The following is an 18,608-nucleotide window of genomic DNA, read 5'->3' as shown; positions in this document are numbered from 1 at the left end:
TTATGAGAAAATTATTGAGTATTTGTTTGCTGTTGGTTTTGGTTTTATCTGTGCGAGCACAAACACAGGTTGGGGGAACTGATAGTCCTATTTACCAAAATAGTAAAAAAGTTGGGATTGGAGTTAGTACGCCGACTGCACAATTATCACTTGGAATGTGGAATGCAGGAGAGTGTGGTACATTGGGAGGTGAACAGTTGACAATTTCGGGGTTGCATAATAGCGGGGCAAATATTGGAGGAATAAAACTATTGATTGAGGGATATGACAATGATGGAACAGTAAGTTATCCAATCTTTTTAAAAGATGAAAACTACAATGTTGATTATTGGATTAAAAACAGACCGGCGGCCAATGGTGTACCAACAATGTATTTTGCTGGAAATATTGGGATTGGTACAACTGTCCCATGGGCCAAATTATCCATTTCCAGCTCGAATTATCCATTTCAGTTAATATATGATGGATCGGATGCTATTGCTAATCAGAATAGGTATTACATAGGAATGGGCAATAAAGGTTTTTCTCTTTCGGCTCAAAATGACAATAACAATTGGACAAAAACAATAATAAATTTTCAACACAATGGAAATGTTGGTATTGGTACATCAAATCCTATTGAAAAATTAGATGTTCGTGGAGATATGAATGTTAATTCAGGTATAGGTGATAATCATATCTATTGGGGAAGTCATAATATGACAATGGGAACAAGGTCAGGTGATTATGCGCACAATATTTTTAAGTTGAAGCCGGGAGGGGCAGAACAAGGATATTTATTTTCGGTGTTCCAGATGTATTCAGCAATCTCTCAAACAGAACATATTAAGAAAATTCAAATACATACTTCAGGTTCGACATTTTTTAATGGTGGTAATGTAGGTATTGGAACAGATACTCCAGACTATAAATTAGATGTTGAAGGAACCATTCGTGCCACAGAAATAAAAGTAGAAGCCCAAACTGCCGATTTTGTCTTCGAAGATGCTTATCAGTTAAAACCACTTGCAGAAGTCGAACAGTTCATTCAAACCAACAATCATTTACCGGATATCCCATCAGCCAAAGAAATGAAAGAGGATGGAGTTGGCTTGGCTGAGATGAATAAATTGTTGCTGCAGAAGGTGGAGGAGTTGACTTTGTATTTGATTTTGCAGGATAAGAGATTTAAAGAATTGGAAATTGAAAATTTGGCACAAAAGAAGATGTTAATGAGACAAGGAGAAGAACTAAATGTTATTAAGCAAAAAATAAGCAATCGATAAATACTCAACATTATGAAGAAGATTTTAATTGGGATAGTTCTTAATTTGTCAGTTTTACTTGCTTTTGGACAATCTATAGACTGTCAAAATTTCACTGTTGGTGGTGATTTTGATAAATTTTATCCTGTTGTGTTTGAAGATGCTGGTTGGGGGAGTGGAGCGACACAGTTGGAGATTTCAAGATCTAATGTTCATACAAATAGTAACTGGCGAGGCTCATTAATCGCAAAGTTTAGATTTCACACGATACGTTGGGGGCACTCTTCGCATTTTTGCGATGCCGATATTAAGTTTCATGGTTCGGTATTTATAGCAGATTATAAAGATGCTACAGGTGCGAATGGAACTTTAGATTTTATTATTTGGTTGCGTGGAGGAGGAACTACTTATGATTTTAGAAGTATAAATGCACAAATGAATATTCCTCGTGTGTATGATGGTATCGCGAATTCATTGCCTTTTAAGCAAGTAAATGGTCCAAATCATTCTTATTTAGTCAGCCCTAACTCTAAATTGAATCAAAAAGGAGCGACAATAAACTATACCTCGTATTTTTTAGGTGGAGGTGTAAATTTTATGGAAGGACAATTAGGGATTGGTATTCAAGACGTACATGGAAATAAATTAGCCGTTGCTGGTAATGCAGCAATTAACGGAACACTAATGGCCAAAGAGGTTAAAGTTCAAACTAATGTTTGGGCCGATTTTGTTTTCAACGATGATTACCATCTCACTGGTTTAATGGAATTGGAATCTTTTATTAAGACCAATAATCACTTGCCCGATATTCCATCAGAAGAAAAAGTTTTGGAAGAAGGGGTTTCCTTAGGGAAAATGGATGCTAAGTTACTTCAGAAGATAGAAGAACTCACTCTATATGTGATTGACTTAAGCAAGAGTGTAGAAACTCTGAAAACAGTGAATCAAACCTTACAACAAGAAATTGAAAATTTAAAGAAATAAACAATGAAAAGAATACTTCTTTTGTTGAGTCTTTCAGCAATAACATTTATTGGAATAAGTCAGGAAGCACACACCGATCAAAATGGAATTAGAACCTCTGTTGTAAGAAATCTAATGGCTAATGCAACACAAGCCAAACGTTATGAGATAGCTCAGGTTGCTATGAATTCACATCATTGGCAGGCAAGTGGATTTATGATTGTTGAACTTTTTTCTGTTAGACCATATACCGGGTATGAAAAATATAAAATACAGATAGGATATGGTGAAGGAACTCATACTACTCCCAAAAAATTGAAAATATTGGAATCTCATGGTAGTGGTCATTACGCGAAAGTAGAATTGGGAGAGTCATATCTAGCAGGAACGACCTATGGAGGATACGATAATATGATAGTTCCGATTTATGTAGATGTTGCCTATTACTCTGTTTATAATGTTCGAATGACCTATGTGTATAATAAGGTTGATGTGTTGAATTCTATAGGTCAAATCAAGATTTATGATTCTCCGGTTGGGATTGATATTGCAAATTTTGTTGCCCCTGTCGTGGATCATTCAGATGAGGATTTTGCCATGAAAAATGGTATTGTAAGCGGGAATTTAGACGTAGTTGGAACCATCCATGCCACCGAAATAAAAGTACAAGCCCAAACCGCCGATTTTGTTTTCGAAGAAGACTATCAATTGAAATCATTAGAAGAAGTAGAGCAGTTTGTGAAAACCAACAACCACTTACCAGATATTCCATCCGCAAAAGAAATGAAAGAAGATGGAGTTGGCTTGGCAGAGATGAATAAGCTTTTATTGCAGAAGGTTGAGGAGTTGACGCTTTATATAATTGAAATGAAAAAAGAAAATGTTAAGCAACAGAAAGAAATTGAAAAACTTATAAGGGATTCAAAATGAAAAAGAAAATATTGGGGCTAATTGTATTGATGAACTTGATTATTGTTCAAGTTTGTGCTCAAAATGCTACGTGGGAAGGGAATATTGCATTTACGCATGACATACTGAATGAGGTAGCATATATTGAAATGGATGATATTGCAATGACAGGAGCATTTGAGGTTACTATTTTTGGAGGGTGGAATTATGCTCCATCTTTTGGGAAAGTTACCAAGCTTTTTTCTTTTCATCATACTGTTGGAAGTAATACAGTAGACCAGTACAATTCTGAAGTAGTGACTGCTCATGGAAGAACTGTTGAAACTTATGGAATTGGTGAGGTGTTAGTGATGGATAATAAGGTTCGGATTCCTATTTATAAATTAAATGAGTATTCTGGGACAAACCTTTATGTTCAGGTTGATGTTTTTAGTAATAATGCTTCTTCTATACAGAATGCACTAAAATTAATTGGACCTCTTTCTGAAGATATTGGCATTAGGTTACAAAACAGTATTACATATAAAAAATTGAAAGTTGGATATAAAGACGTACCTAATGGATTTATACTTGCTGTAGGCGGGAAAGGAATTTTTGAAGAAATCCAAATTAAAAATTCCAGTAATTGGCCTGATTTCGTTTTCGAAGAAGACTACAATCTTCTTTCTCTTACGGAAGTGGAAGAATTCATAATTACCAATAAACACTTGCCTGATGTTGCCTCTGCTAAACAAATGCAAAAAGAAGGAGTGAATCAATCAGAGATGAATCAGAAGTTGCTTCAAAAAATTGAGGAATTGACTTTGTATGTAATTAAACAGAATAAAATTATAAGTGATCAATCACAAATAATAGATCATCAAAATCAGAAATTGGAAGATTACTTATCAAGATTGTTAATACTTGAAAATAAATAAAATTTTAAAGATAGGAATGATGAAATTATTAGTAAGCATTTGTTTGTTGTTTGTCGTAACGGTTAGTTATGGGCAAGTTGGAGTTATTGTGATTCCAGATACACGGGATGTACCTTCTTTACCAACAAATTACAATCATGAAATGAAGATTGAGTTCAAGAGAAGGTCAGGACTTGGAGTTCCCGGAAGCGGAAATTTTTCAGGTTTACTTACTATTGCTCCCTGGGAAGATAACTCTGGTTGTATGAGTCATCAACTTAATTTTAATGATGGTGGATTATATTATCGCAATGGATTACCTGACAGTAATGCTTGGGGATTGTGGAAAAGTATTCTTATGGCTGAAGAAAATGGTAATGTAGGGATTGGAACGAAAACACCAAATGGGAAACTCCACATAAAAGGCACAGGAAGCCATGATTTGGTTATGGAAAATGCAGGAATTGGATTTTCTGCTGAAAATAATAAATGGCCAGATTTGGTATTGGCCCGATGGGAAAAATATTTTCTTGATCTTACCAATTGGGGTTCTGGTGATGCTGCTGATGCAACGGTATTTAGAATTTCTGCCAATCAAACAGAAGGTAAGGAGGCGACTCTTGCTTTGGTGCGTGGAAGTAAAGGTAATCTAGAGTTTTTAGATTTTTACAACAATGGCTATGCCGATGCAACACAATATGGAATCAGAATTCAAAAGCGGGGAACAGGAGCTTACCGCGATTTTGTTTTTGACCAATACGATGGCACAACATCGCAACCCTTAATGATATTAAAGAAAACAGGAAATGTTGGTATCGGAATGAATAATCCCGATCCAAATGCAAAATTAGATGTTGCAGGCACCATCCGCGCCACCGAAATAAAAGTAGAAGCTCAAACTGCCGACTTTGTATTCGAAGATGATTACCAATTAAGACCTCTTATCGAAGTGGAGCAATTTATTCATGCTAACAAACACTTACCAGATATTCCATCAGCCAAAGAAATGAAAGAGGATGGAGTGGGACTGGCTGAGATGAATAAGTTGTTGTTACAGAAAGTGGAGGAGTTGACTCTTTACAGTATTGAGATGGAGAAAGCAAGGAAAAAAGAACAGAGCGAAAGAGAGAGCCTGAAAGAAGAAATGAAATTTATGAAAAGTGAATTACAAACTATTAAAAAATTAGTGTCAAATAAATAAACTATGCAGATAAAATTATTATCACTAATCAGTTCGCTTCCATTTTTCTTGAGCTTAGGAGGGGACCCAAAACATTTACAGGATATTCAAGAAGCAATTGAAATGAAAGAAAACAGAGTTAGTAGTTGACATGAATAAGTTGTTGTAATAAAAGAGAGGTATTGACGCCTGAAGAAAGGAAATAAAACATCTCTTGATTTACAGACAGAAGTTTAATTTTCATGAAAATTATTATAAAAAGTAAAAAATTGAAATATGGAAAAACGAATAGTTATACTATTATCGGTGATTTGCATCTTTATTCATAAAGTTAATGGACAAGATTCTGGATCTTATTTAAACACAAATATCATTGGTCCCAGTCCGGAAGCTGCATCTTTAGTTAAAGTTGCAGAAACTCCGGTTAGTTTATTTACTGGTACACCTAATATTGGATTTCCTATATACAATCTGAAATGTGGAAGCCTAAGCACCAACTTATCTTTGTCGTATGATGCGCAAGGTGTTAGGGTTGAAAGTCTTCCTACATCTATGGGGACTGGTTGGACTTTAAACGCAGGTGGTGTTATAACAAGATCAGTAAGAGGTGGTTTTGTCGATTTAGTGAATTCTGGTAAAAATTATTTACCCTTACCAGCAGATGAGCAAGGTATTTTTGATAATATGTTGAATTTAGCTACAACTAAAGATACAGAGCCAGATGCTTTCTATTACAATTTTAATGGGTATTCAGGAGGATTTTATTTGAAAAATGGAAAGGTAGTTTTGAAAAATCAAGCAGACATTAGTTTTGAATTACAAACAGAAGGATTAGAAATTAAAGAAATAATCTGCACAACACCAGATGGAACAAAGTATTATTTTTGGAAGAGAAAATATCTTTCGGGTTTTTATTATCATGAATGGTACTTACAAAAGATTTGTTCTGCCTCTTCAAATGATATAATCTATTTTGAATATGTTAAAGGAGGCACTTGTGTTATTCCTCCGAAAAATTCAGAATTTCATATGATTAGGTCTAATGGTGTAACATCTAAAATATACAATCCATACGTAAGAAATTATGAAACTAAGTATCAGGGTGATCTGTTGCGTAAGATATATACATCAAGCAATGATTCTATTGCTTTGTTGTATGAAGTATGTAATAATGAAGAAGTGGAGAATTCTATTTCCAATCAAAAAAAACTAACCGATATTAATATATATAATTCGAAGAATAGTGTGCCGGTAAAAAAGTTTCTTTTTGAAAATAATTGTGTGAAAACGGCACATCCATATTCTCTCACATCAATCGGTTATCCGCCAATAGGATGGCGAAATGAAGTAAATTACAGGTTGTATTTAGATAGCTTTACTGAAGTTGCAGCCAATGGAGATAAAAAAAGCTACACTTTTGAATATTATGGGCGCATATCAAAAACACAAGATCCTTTACCTTGTAGACTATCCTTTGCACAGGATTTAGGTGGATATTATAACGGAAAGAACAATAATACGACACTTATCCCAACATTTAATTATAAGGATAATTATCCATCTATGCCCTTGGAACATTCAACTCTTTCGATCTACTTTTTTCCAGTTGAAGGATCTAATATATTAATAGCGGGGGCGGATCGAAGTTCTGATGAAAATTACATGAAATACGGCACATTAAAGAATGTAATCTATCCAACAGGAGGTAGGGTTGAGTATTCTTTTTCGACTCATAGAAACCCATATAACGAAGAATTACTTTGGGGCTTAAAAGTAGATGGTATTTCTTATATTGATAAATATGGATCACTATTAAAGGAAAAAAAGTATGAATATGAAAATCCGGCATTAGGTAGAGAAGTCCCTAAGTTTTTAAGGTATACGTCTTATAGTGATGAATACAAGGATATTGATATATTTCCACTTAGAAGATTTAAATTTGACGATTCAGATTATAGGTTGACAGTAGAATTATCTCCGGGCTCAACATATAATTTGGGCTTGTATGAAGGTCCTTTAGTGGGTTATGGTCGGGTTAGAGAATTTGAATCAGGTAATGGATATGCAGAATATGATTATTCTATGAATCCTTACAATGAAGTTTTGGCATACGAGGTTAGTAGTATTTTTCAACCAACCCTTTTAGATCCTGAAAAACAAGATTATACAATAGGACCTCTTTGGTGGGTTTTTGGACCTATTGAAGATGAAAGCTGGAAAAATGGATTGTTGTTGGAAAAAAGAGTCTATGATAGTTCCCACAAATTAATGCAAAGAGAGACGAATAAATATTCAAATATGATATTAGATAAGGTGTCTGCAATAAAAATTCACACTGTAGGGGCTGATTCTCGCTATTTATATAATGAATTTGATTACAAGTGTTATTGGAACAGGTTAGATAGCAAAACAACAGTTATTGATAATATTGAAACAGTAAAGACATTCACTTATAATGGAAATAGAAGATTGGCATCTCAGAAAATAGATGATAGTAAAGGAGAGTCTGTTTCTACTAAATACATCTATCCTCAGGATTTTAGTAGTAATGATAATATTTTGAATACGAAAAAGTTGCAGGAGGCTAAAATTAGTCAAGCCATTTGCGTAGAATCACAAAACGAAAAAACAAAGAAGATTATTTCTTCTGTTTTGTATGAATACAATGTGCAACCATATGTAAATGTTGCAAATTTATATGTTCTTAGCGAATCGAATTTAACAATTCCTCTTACTGTTAATGAGTTGAGCAATGCAACTGATTTTAATTCATTTAGCAATAGGTTAAAAAATGATATTACTCTTAGATATAGTGATAGTGGCAGAACTATAAGTATAGAAAATATTTCCGGCATTAGTACAACTTATTTGTGGGGTTATAACAATCAATATCCTGTTGCGAAAATAGAGAATGCCACATATTCGAAGGTTGAAGCAGTAGTAAACGTTTCAAATATTCAGACACTGTCCAATGCTGATAACGATCATGGAATAAGAGGCAGTGCCACTAATGAAGAAAAGCTAAGGGTAGCTTTAGATGCTTTACGGAATATTGCAGGTGCTCTGGTCACAACTTACACTTACGATCCACTGATTGGGATGACCTCTCAAACGGATTCCAACGGCATAACAACCTACTATGAATACGATAATTTTGGGAGGTTGAAATACATCAAAGATCAGGATGGCAATATTTTAAAATACCATTCTTATCATTATCAAAATCAGTAGCTTTTTGTGTAATCCAAATAAAATTATAATTATATGAAAAAATATATAATTGTCTTGATCGTCTTTTTTAGTACGACGATTTTGATTCAAGCTCAAACTACCTATCAGAATTATTCCCAAAGTTGGAGCTATACGCAATTAAAACCTTATAGTGTTAACGGTGGGGGCGGATTTCAAGTGAGTGTGATAAGTAATGTATTAACGGTGAATTTTAGTGCAGGATTTGTATCCAGTCCATTAAAGCGAGGATATATTGTGACATTAGCAACAACACCAAAACTGCCGGATATTCAATTGGGGACAATTACCGGAACCTATACCGCTTATATTAAAAACGGAGGTTTGTATATTGCCTCGCTGGCACAGGAGAATCTTTCATCTGTAGTGAAAAAGTTTGTAATCAATTTAGGACCAGTGTCAGAAGACCCGATTCCCGATCCGGTTTTGTTATCCTTGCCAGATAGGAATTATATTGCAAGTTATGCACCTATAAAAGAAGCGAAGAATGAGTCTGCTCTTCAGAATCTTGCATTAAAGGAATTGGGAGCAAGTGTACAGTATTTCGATGGTTTAGGACGTCCAAATCAAGTTGTTCAGGTGAAAGCCAGCCCAAATGAAAAAGATCTCATTCAACCTATTTGTTATGATGATTTTGGAAGGCAAAAAAAAGATTATCTTCCTTACGAAGCATTTTCTGGCACAACAGGTTCATTTCATTCTAGTGCTGTAGATGATAATTACACAAGTAGTTGTGAACATTATCAGTTTTATAATGTTAAGGTAAATTCAATTGTGAATGATGCAGTACCTTTTTCAACGAAAAAATACGACAATTCTCCGTTGAACAGGATTTTGGAACAGGGTGCACCGGGGGCTGTCTGGCAGCCAAAACCGGGAGCAGCCGATTTTACAGGCCATACGGTAAAGCTGGAATATGCATCCAATCAAGCAGCAGACAAGGTGATTCTGTTTGCCGTAAATAGTAATAAACTGGAAAATAAAGGGTATTATTCAGTCAACCAGTTGTACAAAACAGTAAACAAAGATGAAAACTGGATCTCAGGAAAATCCCATACTACAGAAGAATACAAGGACAAGCAGGGACAGGTTGTTTTAAAACGCAGCAATCTGAACGAAAGCACCTCTTTGGATACTTACTACGTATATGATGATTTTGGCCTGCTTCGTTTTGTACTGCCTCCGGAGGCCGTCAAACAAATGTTCGGAGATGTTCAGCAATCGTCGGGAGTTGTTTTGGTCAACAGCAATCAAAGCATTAGTTCCCCCGGTCAAAATGTGAGTAAATACCTGGTGGAAAAAGGGAGCAGTTTAACCTTAAGTAACGGTTTCACCTTTTCAGCCACAAGTACAAATAGCTTAACGATTACAAGCGGGAGCATTCAGTCAGATCTATGTTACAGCTACAAGTATGACGGGCGTAGACGCATGATCGAGAAGAAACTTCCCGGCGCATTACCAGTTTATATGGTTTATGATGATCGTGACCGATTGGTGGCGACTCAGGATGGAAACCAAAGAAAAGATAACAAATGGCTGGTAACCAAATACGATTGTTTCAACCGGGCAGTACTGACAGGCTTTTACACCAGCAGTAAAAATCAGGACGACCTTCAAACAGAAGTCAATACTTTCTATGCCGGCACAGCCAACCCAATGTACGAAAGCCGGGGAACAGCATTAAAGTCGTACGACAACAAATCATTTCCCAAAACACTGGCTGATGCGGATGTATTAACTGCAAATTATTATGGAGATTATAGTGTTACTCATTGTCCGCAGACGAGCTATAATACTTCCCAAATTGCAAATTCGTATTTGTTGACTAAACCAAAAGGACAATTGACTGCTACGTGGGCAAAAACCCTAAATGCATCATCAGGCAAAGCCGGAGGCCTGTGGACCGTTAACTTTTACGATAAAAAGTACCGGTTGGTTCAATCCAGAAGCGACAACTATTTAGGCGGATATGACCGGATTACCAATGTTTACGATTTTGTAGGCAAGGTTGACCGAAGCATTCATGAGCATATAGCCAACAGTAAAACCATTGTAGAAACCCAATGGATGACTTACGATCATGCCGGACGTTTGACCAAAGTGGAGCAGCAGTATTCCGGAGCAGTAAGCAAAGCAAAAACGACGATATCCGAAATGATTTACGATGAACTGGGACAGCTGAAAACCAAAAAGCTGACAGGCGCCGGCCGTAATTTAGATTATCAGTACAATATCAGAGGCTGGCTGACCAGCATGAACGGACACAAAAAAAGTGCTGTGGCAGGCAAAGGAAGCGATGAATTTGGTTTTGCCCTGAATTACAATGCAGGAGCAACAAGCTTTGGCGGGCAAAACCAGTACAACGGCAACATTGGCTCCATGGAATGGTGGAGCAATGGCATTAGCGGTTTAACCAACCACCAGCAAGCCTACGGATATACCTACGATGCATTAAACAGGATTACCAATGCCGATTTTAGAGAAAACTTATCCGGTTGGAAAAACACAGCTTCCACCTACGATGTAAACGGGATTACCTACGATTTAAACGGTAATATTCTGAGTCTGAACCGTGATGGAGCAGGCACACAAATAGACCAGCTGGCTTACGGATACAACGGCAACCAGTTGACTTATGTGAACGATGGGAAGGATGATGCAAAAGGATTCAAAGAATTCTCGAATACCACAAGTGAGTATGCTTACGATGCCAATGGCAACATGATAAGTGACGACAACAAAAAGATCAGCTTGGTTGCCTATAATCTGCTGAATTTGCCGGAGAGCATCACCAGGAAAGATGCACTTAACAAGGTGCGAAATGTAGCCTATGCATATTCTGCATCCGGAGCAAAGCTGGAAAACCGTTTGCCGGATAACAAATTATTGCAGTATTGTGCTAACTTTGTTTATGAGAACGGCTCTTTGAAATACATCCTGAACAGCGAAGGAAAACTGGAGGTAAATGGTACAGGCGGCACCTACAAATACTTTGTGAAGGATCATTTGGGCAATACCCGCCTGGCTGTAGGCGAAGGAGAAAGCAGTGTGGCTACCGAATTGAACCATTACTATCCGTTTGGAATGCGTATGGCCATGGCCAACACGAAAGCAGATGCAGACCAAAAATACCTGTACAACGGCAAAGAGATGCAGGAAGAGACGGATTGGTTGGATTACGGAGCCAGAATGTATGATGCAAGTTTAGGAAGGTGGCATGTACCAGATGCACTTGCTGAAAACTATATTCAATTATCCTCTTATAATTATTCTTTAAATAATCCTATCCGCTTTGTTGATCCTGATGGTAATTTACCAATTGATGTCACTAATAAAGCAAATTCTTATTTAGGTACTTGGTATGAATGGGGTGGGAAAAACCCTTTTTATAAAGGTGGACATTTAGTTTCTCCTATGACGGGATGGATGGTTGGTAAAATGGCCTACGCTAGTTATAAAATGGAGAGAGCTGTTAATAGTAGATATGGTTATTTTGTGCCAAAATCTGAGATATATTCAATAAATAACCTGTATGTTCCCAAAGGACAATCAGTTGGGATTGATTGTTCTGGATTGTCTCGAATAGCCTTTAATGCGGATCCAGACAAACATATGGCAGATTTACCTGCTGGAGCGACTGCACAAATGGGAGCATTTCAAACTGCAGAGAAGAAAGGAACTGGTTTACTTCATTCAGATTTTAGTCAATTAAAAGAGGGAGATTTAGTTTTTAATACTTGGGCTAATAAAAAAGGCAAAAGGTCTGCTAATCATGTTATGGTTGCAACAGGACAAGTAAAAGTTGATAAGGATGGTAATGTAGTTTCCTATGAAGTGACCCATTCTCCTGGAGCTGGTAAACAGGTTGAAACCACTTGGAAAAGTGTAAATAGCAATAATAGAATTGGGCATACTAATAGAGATGGAGATTTGATTATGGATACTTATGTTACAAAAAATAAGGGAAGTGGGATGTCTTGGAATGATTTTAATAGCTGGATGACTAGTAATAACCTATGGGGTAAATTAAAATAAAGGATATGAAAACAAAACTAATATTTTTACTATGGGTGTTCGTTTCTTCATGCGTATATTCTCAGGATATATCAAATAAAGATTTTGGTAAGTTTAAATCTTTTTTTGAGTCTACCTTTTTACAGCCATCTCAAGATTGTCAGAAGATAGAAGTTCCTGTTGAATTATCACGTAAATTATTAGGGGAATCTATAATTGATAATAATGTAGTTTCAATATTTGCTATTGAATCAATAGATGTAAAGAATGGTTCGGTATTTATTATTGAAGCAATGTATCCTGAAGGAGGCTATTCTTCTTCATTATTGGCTATTCTTTTTTCGAAAAATGAGAATGTTGTAGAGACAAAAGTAGTTGGTAGCAATATGATTGATTATGAGGGAGGAGTGCGCTGTGATGTCGATATAGTCAATGATAGCTTAATAGAGGTTATAAAGAAAACGGTTGAGCTTAATGATCTTGATGAAGAAATAGTTTCTAAAATGGATTATTCTTATTTGAGAATTAAAGAAAGGAGTATTAGCTTGATAGAACTAATCAAACCTTCAAAAGGACGAGAATATCCTGAGACTACAGTTAGAATACTTGGATTATCAGAACTAATGAAAATGGATAAATCTAGTTTAGATATAATGAGAAATGAAATTTTTGCTAGTCATGGCTATATCTTTAAAACAGAAAAATGGAAGGAATATTTTACAGATAAAATATGGTATATTCCAAAATATTACGATGTAAATGATAAGCTATCTATAATAGAGAAGATAAATGTTAAGAATATTTTAAAAGCATCTCATTAAAACCTTTGATAGTTTGAGTATGCTAAAATAGAAAGCAAAATATAACCCACCAACTAGCGCAAGTTTGCAACTTGTGCTTTAGGTAAGCCATAAAAAAAGCAAAAATATAAGTCTACTTACATTAATGTTAGTAGGCTTTGTTTTTATAGCGCAGTAATATTTTTAAGCTTAATTGATTTAATGAACCCATCTACTACGGAAAGAATATGTCCTTTATCTTCCTGGTTCATTTTTTAAATCTCGTTCAGGCGTTTAAGCATATCAGGATCTTTGAATAGATCTTCCTGTTCAGTCTCTCCAAGTAAATATCCTACGGTAGTTTTTAAGATTTTAGCTAGTTTTCTAGCAGCATCAATTGATGGTGTCATCTCGTCACGTTCGGTATCTTCCAATTACAGAAGTTGAAGTATTTAAAGCTTTAGACAGTTCTGTCTGCGACATTTTGCTGGTTTTTCTAAGTGCAGCTATTTTTTTACCGAAAGTATCCATGTTGACAACCCTTTATAAGAGCTAAAAATATTTTAAACTTTTTTCAAACTATAGAAATAAGCGACATTAAATCCCGCCTGAGCATCCAAACCCAACTAAACCATAGCACTGTCTATTTACAAAGTACTTAAGAATGCGGCCGGCATGAGACCCCCACATGCAGCAAGTCTGTGACTTGTTGCGATAACTGAAAATTAAAGCCCAATACTTAATTAAAAGTGTTGGGCTTTGTTATGCCTTAAATCTATAAACAGTTTTGCAATTGTGCATTATTCCACTTTGGTTATTAGCTAAGGCATTCCTTCTTTTAATAGGGTGCATTCCTCTTTTTTGCACATCTGGCTGGCTTTTAGCGAATGGGTTCTTGTTTGGAAAGAGCTAAACCTAAGTTTAAGTGAGAGCGTGCTGGCTTTTCGCCAGAAGGGAACTGGCTATTTGGGAGCATGGCCTGGTAAATTGGGAGAAAGTTCCAGCTTATTTGGAACTGCACCTGGCAAAAAGGGAGGTCACTCTCCCTTGCAGTCAGAATAGCCGAAGAAAAAATAGAGGCTGAGCTCTCAAAAAGACAGACGCATGATCAAAAATGCCGGATTCATCTCACAAAAATACAGCCACCCGGCTTAATTAGCCGGAGCAGGGAGCAAATTAACCAGAAAAAGGTATTTCAAAACGAATCGGCTATTGGAGAATTGAAGGCCGTTTTCTGTACAGACCAGTCTAACGAAGCTTTCAGGGACATTTATTTTATTAATATGTCAATGATGCATCTTAAGTCGGCTAATGCTTTACCTAATCACCATTTGTTTTGTTGCGGGTGTTAATATTTACATAGTGTGGAATCATCTGGTTTTGTGCTGAACACATTACATTGAACAAATAACACTTCGTAGTGAAGAGCGGGTGTTTTTAGAGTTTAAAAGAGTACTTTTCTTCCGCTAATTAAATTTAGTATAGATAGTTAATTTATTTTGCGACAAAACATAAATAATGCTATTTTAGAGGCATTGTTATTGTATGTTATTAGCATAAGTAAATGCTTGCCTTGTATGTCTTTGTGTTAAGCAATTTATACTGTTTGCACACAATTACACACAACAATAATAGAACCCTGAAATTAATATATCTTGAAAAAAATACATTTTAGTTTATTCGTGTTGTTATTTTTATTTGTGGTGCCGGTAAAATTGTCAGCACAAGTGAAAATAGATAGTCTGCAACAGGTTTTGGAAGACTTGTCGAAAGAACAAATTCCCGCTTTAAATTCAGAAGTAAATATTAGTGTAAACCGAAGCCGGGTTGATGAATTTTTAAGGGCTTTGGCCAACGATGTAGAGTTGAATTTAAGTATCCCAACGGGTTTGGAAATCTACGTAAGTAATAATTTTTCGAAGGTAAAAGCAAAGGATGTTTTGCTGTTTTTGTGCAGGGAATACAATTTGCAATTGCAGGTAATGGGGAACATTATTAAATTGGATATGCCCTATCAGACAACCGCTTTACCTCCTGCACCAAATATTGAGTACAATGAAAAGAACGAAACATTGTCCTACGATTTTACGAATGCCCGTTTGGGAGAGGTTGCCCGGGAAATAACCATGAAAAGTGGAAAGAACCTAATTCTTGCGCCAGGATTGGAGGGGCAGGAAGTGAATGGTTTTGTTCAGAATATGAATGTTTATAAAGCATTGCAGCAATTGGCCTATTCGAATAATCTGCGTGTAAAAAAGGAAGATGAACTTTTGTATGTGCTGGAACATCAATTGGCGAATAGCTCAAGAAACGGCAGTTCGCAATCCAACCAACCGCCTGTTCAAAATCTAAAACTTAGTATGCTGGCCGGCACAAAGTTGGAAGTGCTTTCGTCCGATGATATTACAATTGATGTTGATAATTATCCGATAGATAAATTATTTCCCTATGTGGCTCAAGAAGTAAATCAGAAATATGCAATACTTAACACTCCCAAAGGAAATGTAAATCTGCATCTGAAAAATGTGAACTGGGAAGAATTTCTCTACTATTTGTTTAAAGGAGGAGCAAGTACCTATAAGTTTCAGAATGATGTGTGTTTTGTAGGAGACAGAACAAACCCTGAAATTAAGACCATCAAGTTATTGCCTTTGCAGTTTCGTTCGGTTGAGAAGCTAAAGGAAAACTTTCCTGCTGATTTAACCCGGGAAATTGAAATTAAAGAATTTGCCGAGCTGAATAGTTTCGTGGTGATGGGCGGAGCAGATAGAATATATGAATTCAACCTGTTTCTAAAGGAAGTAGATCGTTTGGTTCCTGTAGTTTTGATTGATGTAATCATTATGGAGGTAACCGACAAGAGAGGTGAAGAGACAGGTATTGAAGCTGGTTTGGGCTCAGAATCCGTGGAAACATCAGGAACCATTTTATCCGGAGTAGACATGACCCTAAGTTCTTCTTCGGTGAATAATTTATTGGGGGATTTGGGGCTGACCAATTTAGGAAAGGTAGCTCCTAATTTCTATGTGAAATTAAAAGCTTTGGAAACCCAAGGGAAAATTGATTTGCGTTCAACTCCAAGGTTGTCAACCTTAAATGGGCACGAGGCTACTTTGGTGATTGGAGAGACAGAATACTACAAAGAAGAACGCAACGATTATTATGGAACTCAGAATCCGCAATTGTCGAGCCAGACGACTTATAAACCAGTAGAAGCGGAGTTAAAAGTAGTGATAAAACCTTTTGTTTCCGGCGATGGAAATATTACTCTTGAAATAGATGTTAATCAGTCAGATTTAACAACCAGAATTTCAGAATTTGCTCCTCCGGGAAAAGTAACCCGTCAGTTTAAATCGATGATTCGTATTGGAAATCAGGAGACCATATTATTAGGAGGATTGGAAGAGAAAAGAAAGAGCAAAACCTCAAGTGGCATTCCTTTTTTATCAAGAATACCCATTCTAAAATGGTTTTTTTCCAGCAGACAGGAAGAGGATTCAAAAAGTAAATTAAATATTTTAATTAAGCCTACCATAATTGGGTAAAGAGATCCTAAACGTCCATACAAAAGTGATTTTGACACTAGGGGATCATTATTGGTTCATGCTAAGTTTCATCTGACAACAGCCTGAAAATTATAAACAGATGCAAGAAAAGCTTAAAGAATTTACAAAAAGCAATCAGCTGTTTGGTGTTTCGCTTCAATTAAAAGGAGCGGAAAACTGGCAGGCAGACATGATTGAACTCCGGCGGAAGCGGGATGATATACAACTAGCCAATAAAGGGGAAGGGATAAGATCAATTGATGATTTTTGGGAACAAGTGCCTGCTCAAAGTCGAATTAGTCTGTGTGTTTCTGGTTCAGGTGTACTGATAAAAAAAGTGAATGCCGAACAAATGGAGCAGGGGGTGGAAGCTGTTTTACCCAATGTTCGGACAGAGGAGTTCGTGGTGCAGCAGATGGATATGACTGATGGGAGAATGTTGCTTGCCTTAATGCGTCGAGATTTGTTAGCATCCATTATAAAAGAATTTTCGGAACACAATTTATGGATTGTTGATATTTTTTTGGGACCAATTTGTTTTCAATCCTTGTCTTCACTTTTACCGGAAGGGGAAGCAAAATTATTGGTGCCCGGAGTGGAGCTTCAGTTTGTAAATGGGAAGTTGAATGATTACCGAAAATCAGAAACAAAACCTCAGGAATATTATCATTTGGGCGGGGAGAATCTGTGGGCCAATCAATTGCTGCCATTTGCATCGGGCTTATCTACTTTGGTTGTTGGGGAAAGCAGAAATTTACCGGAAGAGGTACAAGTGTTAGCTGATGAATTCTTTGCACGTCAAGTTGTGATCAAAGGCGGTGCCTTAAGTTTAGTTGTGATTTTTCTTTCCGTATTGATCAACTTTTTCGTTTTTGATTCTCTTCGAAAGAAACAATCTCAATTGTCAGCTCAGGTTGAAACAGGCCGGAACTTACTCACAAGATTAGATGCTTTAAAAATAGATTTTTCTCAGAAGGAAGATTTTTTATTAAAAAGCGGTTTGAATACTCAAAGTAGATTGTGTTTCTATGCCGATAGATTGGTTGTTGAATTGCCGGAAAGTGTTCGCTTGCAGTCAATGGAAGTAAATCCTCTTCAAAAAAAGATTCGGAAAGGAAAAGAGATTCAATACAATGTGGGGAATATTTTGGTACAAGGGGAAACCGACCAACCAATGGATCTGAACCGATGGATTCAAAATTTGAAAAAAGAGGAATGGGTTGATAAAGTAGAGAAACAAGAATATTTTTTAAAGCAAAAAAATGAACCTGCTGAATTTATTCTCGAAATACGTGTGAAATGAATCTGAAAAAAATAACATACAACACGAAAATGAAACTTCTTCCTTTGGCTTTTTTGCTTGGAGGATTGTTGGTGTATTCGTTTGCTGTTTCCAATACGGTAAAACTTTCAGCAGAGGTAAATCAGTTAGAAGATCAAGTGGATCGTTTGAGCGATGCTCCTTTGCAAATACAGATTTTAAAGCAACGATTGAAAGAGATTGAAGAACGAATAGGTACCCATTCGGGCAATATATCTCAAGAAGAGATTTTTCAGAAGCTTTCTGTTTATTGCAAACAAAATGCATTGACGATTCGTGAATTTCCATTGCCGCATGAACTATCTACAGACGATTACAGTGTAGAAACTTACCTGTTGGAAGTGGAAGGAACCTACAGCAGATTGCTTAAAATGGTTTATTTTTTGGAACAGGATACATATTTGGGGAAAGTTTCGGCTTTGCATTTTTTATTGAAGAAAGACAAGCGTACACGTGAGGAGTATTTGAGTCTTACAATTTATTTGCAAACAGTGAATTAAGATTAATA

General features: G+C 36.3%; 13 protein-coding genes. 12 read left to right on the top strand and 1 reads right to left on the bottom strand.

Annotated elements, in window-relative coordinates:
* Positions 1–2 precede the first annotated feature (2 nt).
* The 8 genes from ACY0M5_RS19245 to ACY0M5_RS19210 all read left to right on the top strand — a co-directional run bounded on the left by ACY0M5_RS19245 (position 3) and on the right by ACY0M5_RS19210 (position 13,276).
* Positions 3–1,265: a hypothetical protein gene (locus ACY0M5_RS19245; RefSeq protein ID WP_461630279.1), complete on the top strand. Its 1,263-nt coding sequence runs from the start codon at positions 3–5 to the stop codon at positions 1,263–1,265.
* Positions 1,266–1,277: 12 nt separating this feature from the next.
* Positions 1,278–2,228, top strand: a complete 951-nt coding sequence (locus tag ACY0M5_RS19240) for a hypothetical protein (RefSeq protein WP_461630278.1) — start codon at positions 1,278–1,280, stop codon at positions 2,226–2,228.
* Positions 2,229–2,231: 3 nt separating this feature from the next.
* Positions 2,232–3,137 (top strand): hypothetical protein, encoded by a 906-nt coding sequence (locus tag ACY0M5_RS19235; protein ID WP_461630277.1) that lies wholly within the window; start codon positions 2,232–2,234, stop codon positions 3,135–3,137.
* Positions 3,134–4,033, top strand: coding sequence for a hypothetical protein (locus tag ACY0M5_RS19230; RefSeq protein WP_461630276.1), 900 nt, complete (start codon positions 3,134–3,136; stop codon positions 4,031–4,033). The genes ACY0M5_RS19235 and ACY0M5_RS19230 overlap by 4 nt, the downstream gene beginning before the upstream one ends.
* A gap of 16 nt (positions 4,034–4,049) precedes the next feature.
* Positions 4,050–5,213 carry a hypothetical protein gene (locus ACY0M5_RS19225; RefSeq protein ID WP_461630275.1) on the top strand — a complete coding sequence of 388 codons (1,164 nt, stop codon included), beginning with the start codon at positions 4,050–4,052 and terminating at the stop codon, positions 5,211–5,213.
* 255 nt (positions 5,214–5,468) lie between these two features.
* Positions 5,469–8,423, top strand: coding sequence for a hypothetical protein (locus ACY0M5_RS19220; protein ID WP_461630274.1), 2,955 nt, complete (start codon positions 5,469–5,471; stop codon positions 8,421–8,423).
* 33 nt (positions 8,424–8,456) lie between these two features.
* Positions 8,457–12,476 carry a DUF6443 domain-containing protein gene (locus ACY0M5_RS19215; RefSeq protein WP_461630273.1) on the top strand — a complete coding sequence of 1,340 codons (4,020 nt, stop codon included), beginning with the start codon at positions 8,457–8,459 and terminating at the stop codon, positions 12,474–12,476.
* A gap of 5 nt (positions 12,477–12,481) precedes the next feature.
* The gene (locus tag ACY0M5_RS19210; RefSeq protein WP_461630272.1) at positions 12,482–13,276 is read left to right on the top strand and encodes a YARHG domain-containing protein; all 795 of its coding nucleotides are present in this window, start codon (positions 12,482–12,484) and stop codon (positions 13,274–13,276) included.
* 233 nt (positions 13,277–13,509) lie between these two features.
* On the opposite strand, the gene ACY0M5_RS19205 is transcribed toward ACY0M5_RS19210, so the two are convergent.
* The gene (locus tag ACY0M5_RS19205) at positions 13,510–13,668 is read right to left on the bottom strand and encodes a hypothetical protein (protein ID WP_461630271.1); all 159 of its coding nucleotides are present in this window, start codon (positions 13,666–13,668) and stop codon (positions 13,510–13,512) included.
* 412 nt (positions 13,669–14,080) lie between these two features.
* On the opposite strand from ACY0M5_RS19205, the gene ACY0M5_RS19200 reads away from it, so the two are divergent.
* The 4 genes from ACY0M5_RS19200 (at position 14,081) to ACY0M5_RS19185 (ending at position 18,600) form a co-directional block, all read left to right on the top strand.
* A complete protein-coding gene (locus ACY0M5_RS19200) occupies positions 14,081–14,296 on the top strand; it encodes a hypothetical protein (protein WP_461630270.1) in 216 nt (71 codons plus the stop codon).
* Between the two features lie 593 nt (positions 14,297–14,889).
* The gene (locus tag ACY0M5_RS19195) at positions 14,890–16,779 is read left to right on the top strand and encodes a type II secretion system protein GspD (protein WP_461630269.1); all 1,890 of its coding nucleotides are present in this window, start codon (positions 14,890–14,892) and stop codon (positions 16,777–16,779) included.
* A 100-nt stretch (positions 16,780–16,879) separates the two neighbouring features.
* Positions 16,880–18,082 carry a hypothetical protein gene (locus ACY0M5_RS19190; protein WP_461630268.1) on the top strand — a complete coding sequence of 401 codons (1,203 nt, stop codon included), beginning with the start codon at positions 16,880–16,882 and terminating at the stop codon, positions 18,080–18,082.
* Entirely contained in the window at positions 18,079–18,600 is a 522-nt protein-coding gene (locus ACY0M5_RS19185) for a hypothetical protein (RefSeq protein ID WP_461630267.1), read from the top strand. The genes ACY0M5_RS19190 and ACY0M5_RS19185 overlap by 4 nt, the downstream gene beginning before the upstream one ends.
* Positions 18,601–18,608: the final 8 nt, after the last annotated feature.

The sequence above is a fragment of the Labilibaculum euxinicum genome (assembly GCF_963678175.1).
Classification (GTDB): Bacteria; Bacteroidota; Bacteroidia; order Bacteroidales; family Marinifilaceae; genus Labilibaculum; species Labilibaculum euxinus.
Note: the sequence above shows the minus strand (reverse complement) of the source record. Positions and strands in the feature narration are given on the sequence as shown.

Coding starts and splice junctions, on each gene's coding strand:
- ACY0M5_RS19245 (WP_461630279.1), top strand. CDS start 3: ATGAGAAAATTATTGAGTATTTGTTTGCTGTTGGTTTTGGTTTTATCT.
- ACY0M5_RS19240 (WP_461630278.1), top strand. CDS start 1,278: ATGAAGAAGATTTTAATTGGGATAGTTCTTAATTTGTCAGTTTTACTT.
- ACY0M5_RS19235 (WP_461630277.1), top strand. CDS start 2,232: ATGAAAAGAATACTTCTTTTGTTGAGTCTTTCAGCAATAACATTTATT.
- ACY0M5_RS19230 (WP_461630276.1), top strand. CDS start 3,134: ATGAAAAAGAAAATATTGGGGCTAATTGTATTGATGAACTTGATTATT.
- ACY0M5_RS19225 (WP_461630275.1), top strand. CDS start 4,050: ATGATGAAATTATTAGTAAGCATTTGTTTGTTGTTTGTCGTAACGGTT.
- ACY0M5_RS19220 (WP_461630274.1), top strand. CDS start 5,469: ATGGAAAAACGAATAGTTATACTATTATCGGTGATTTGCATCTTTATT.
- ACY0M5_RS19215 (WP_461630273.1), top strand. CDS start 8,457: ATGAAAAAATATATAATTGTCTTGATCGTCTTTTTTAGTACGACGATT.
- ACY0M5_RS19210 (WP_461630272.1), top strand. CDS start 12,482: ATGAAAACAAAACTAATATTTTTACTATGGGTGTTCGTTTCTTCATGC.
- ACY0M5_RS19190 (WP_461630268.1), top strand. CDS start 16,880: ATGCAAGAAAAGCTTAAAGAATTTACAAAAAGCAATCAGCTGTTTGGT.
- ACY0M5_RS19185 (WP_461630267.1), top strand. CDS start 18,079: ATGAATCTGAAAAAAATAACATACAACACGAAAATGAAACTTCTTCCT.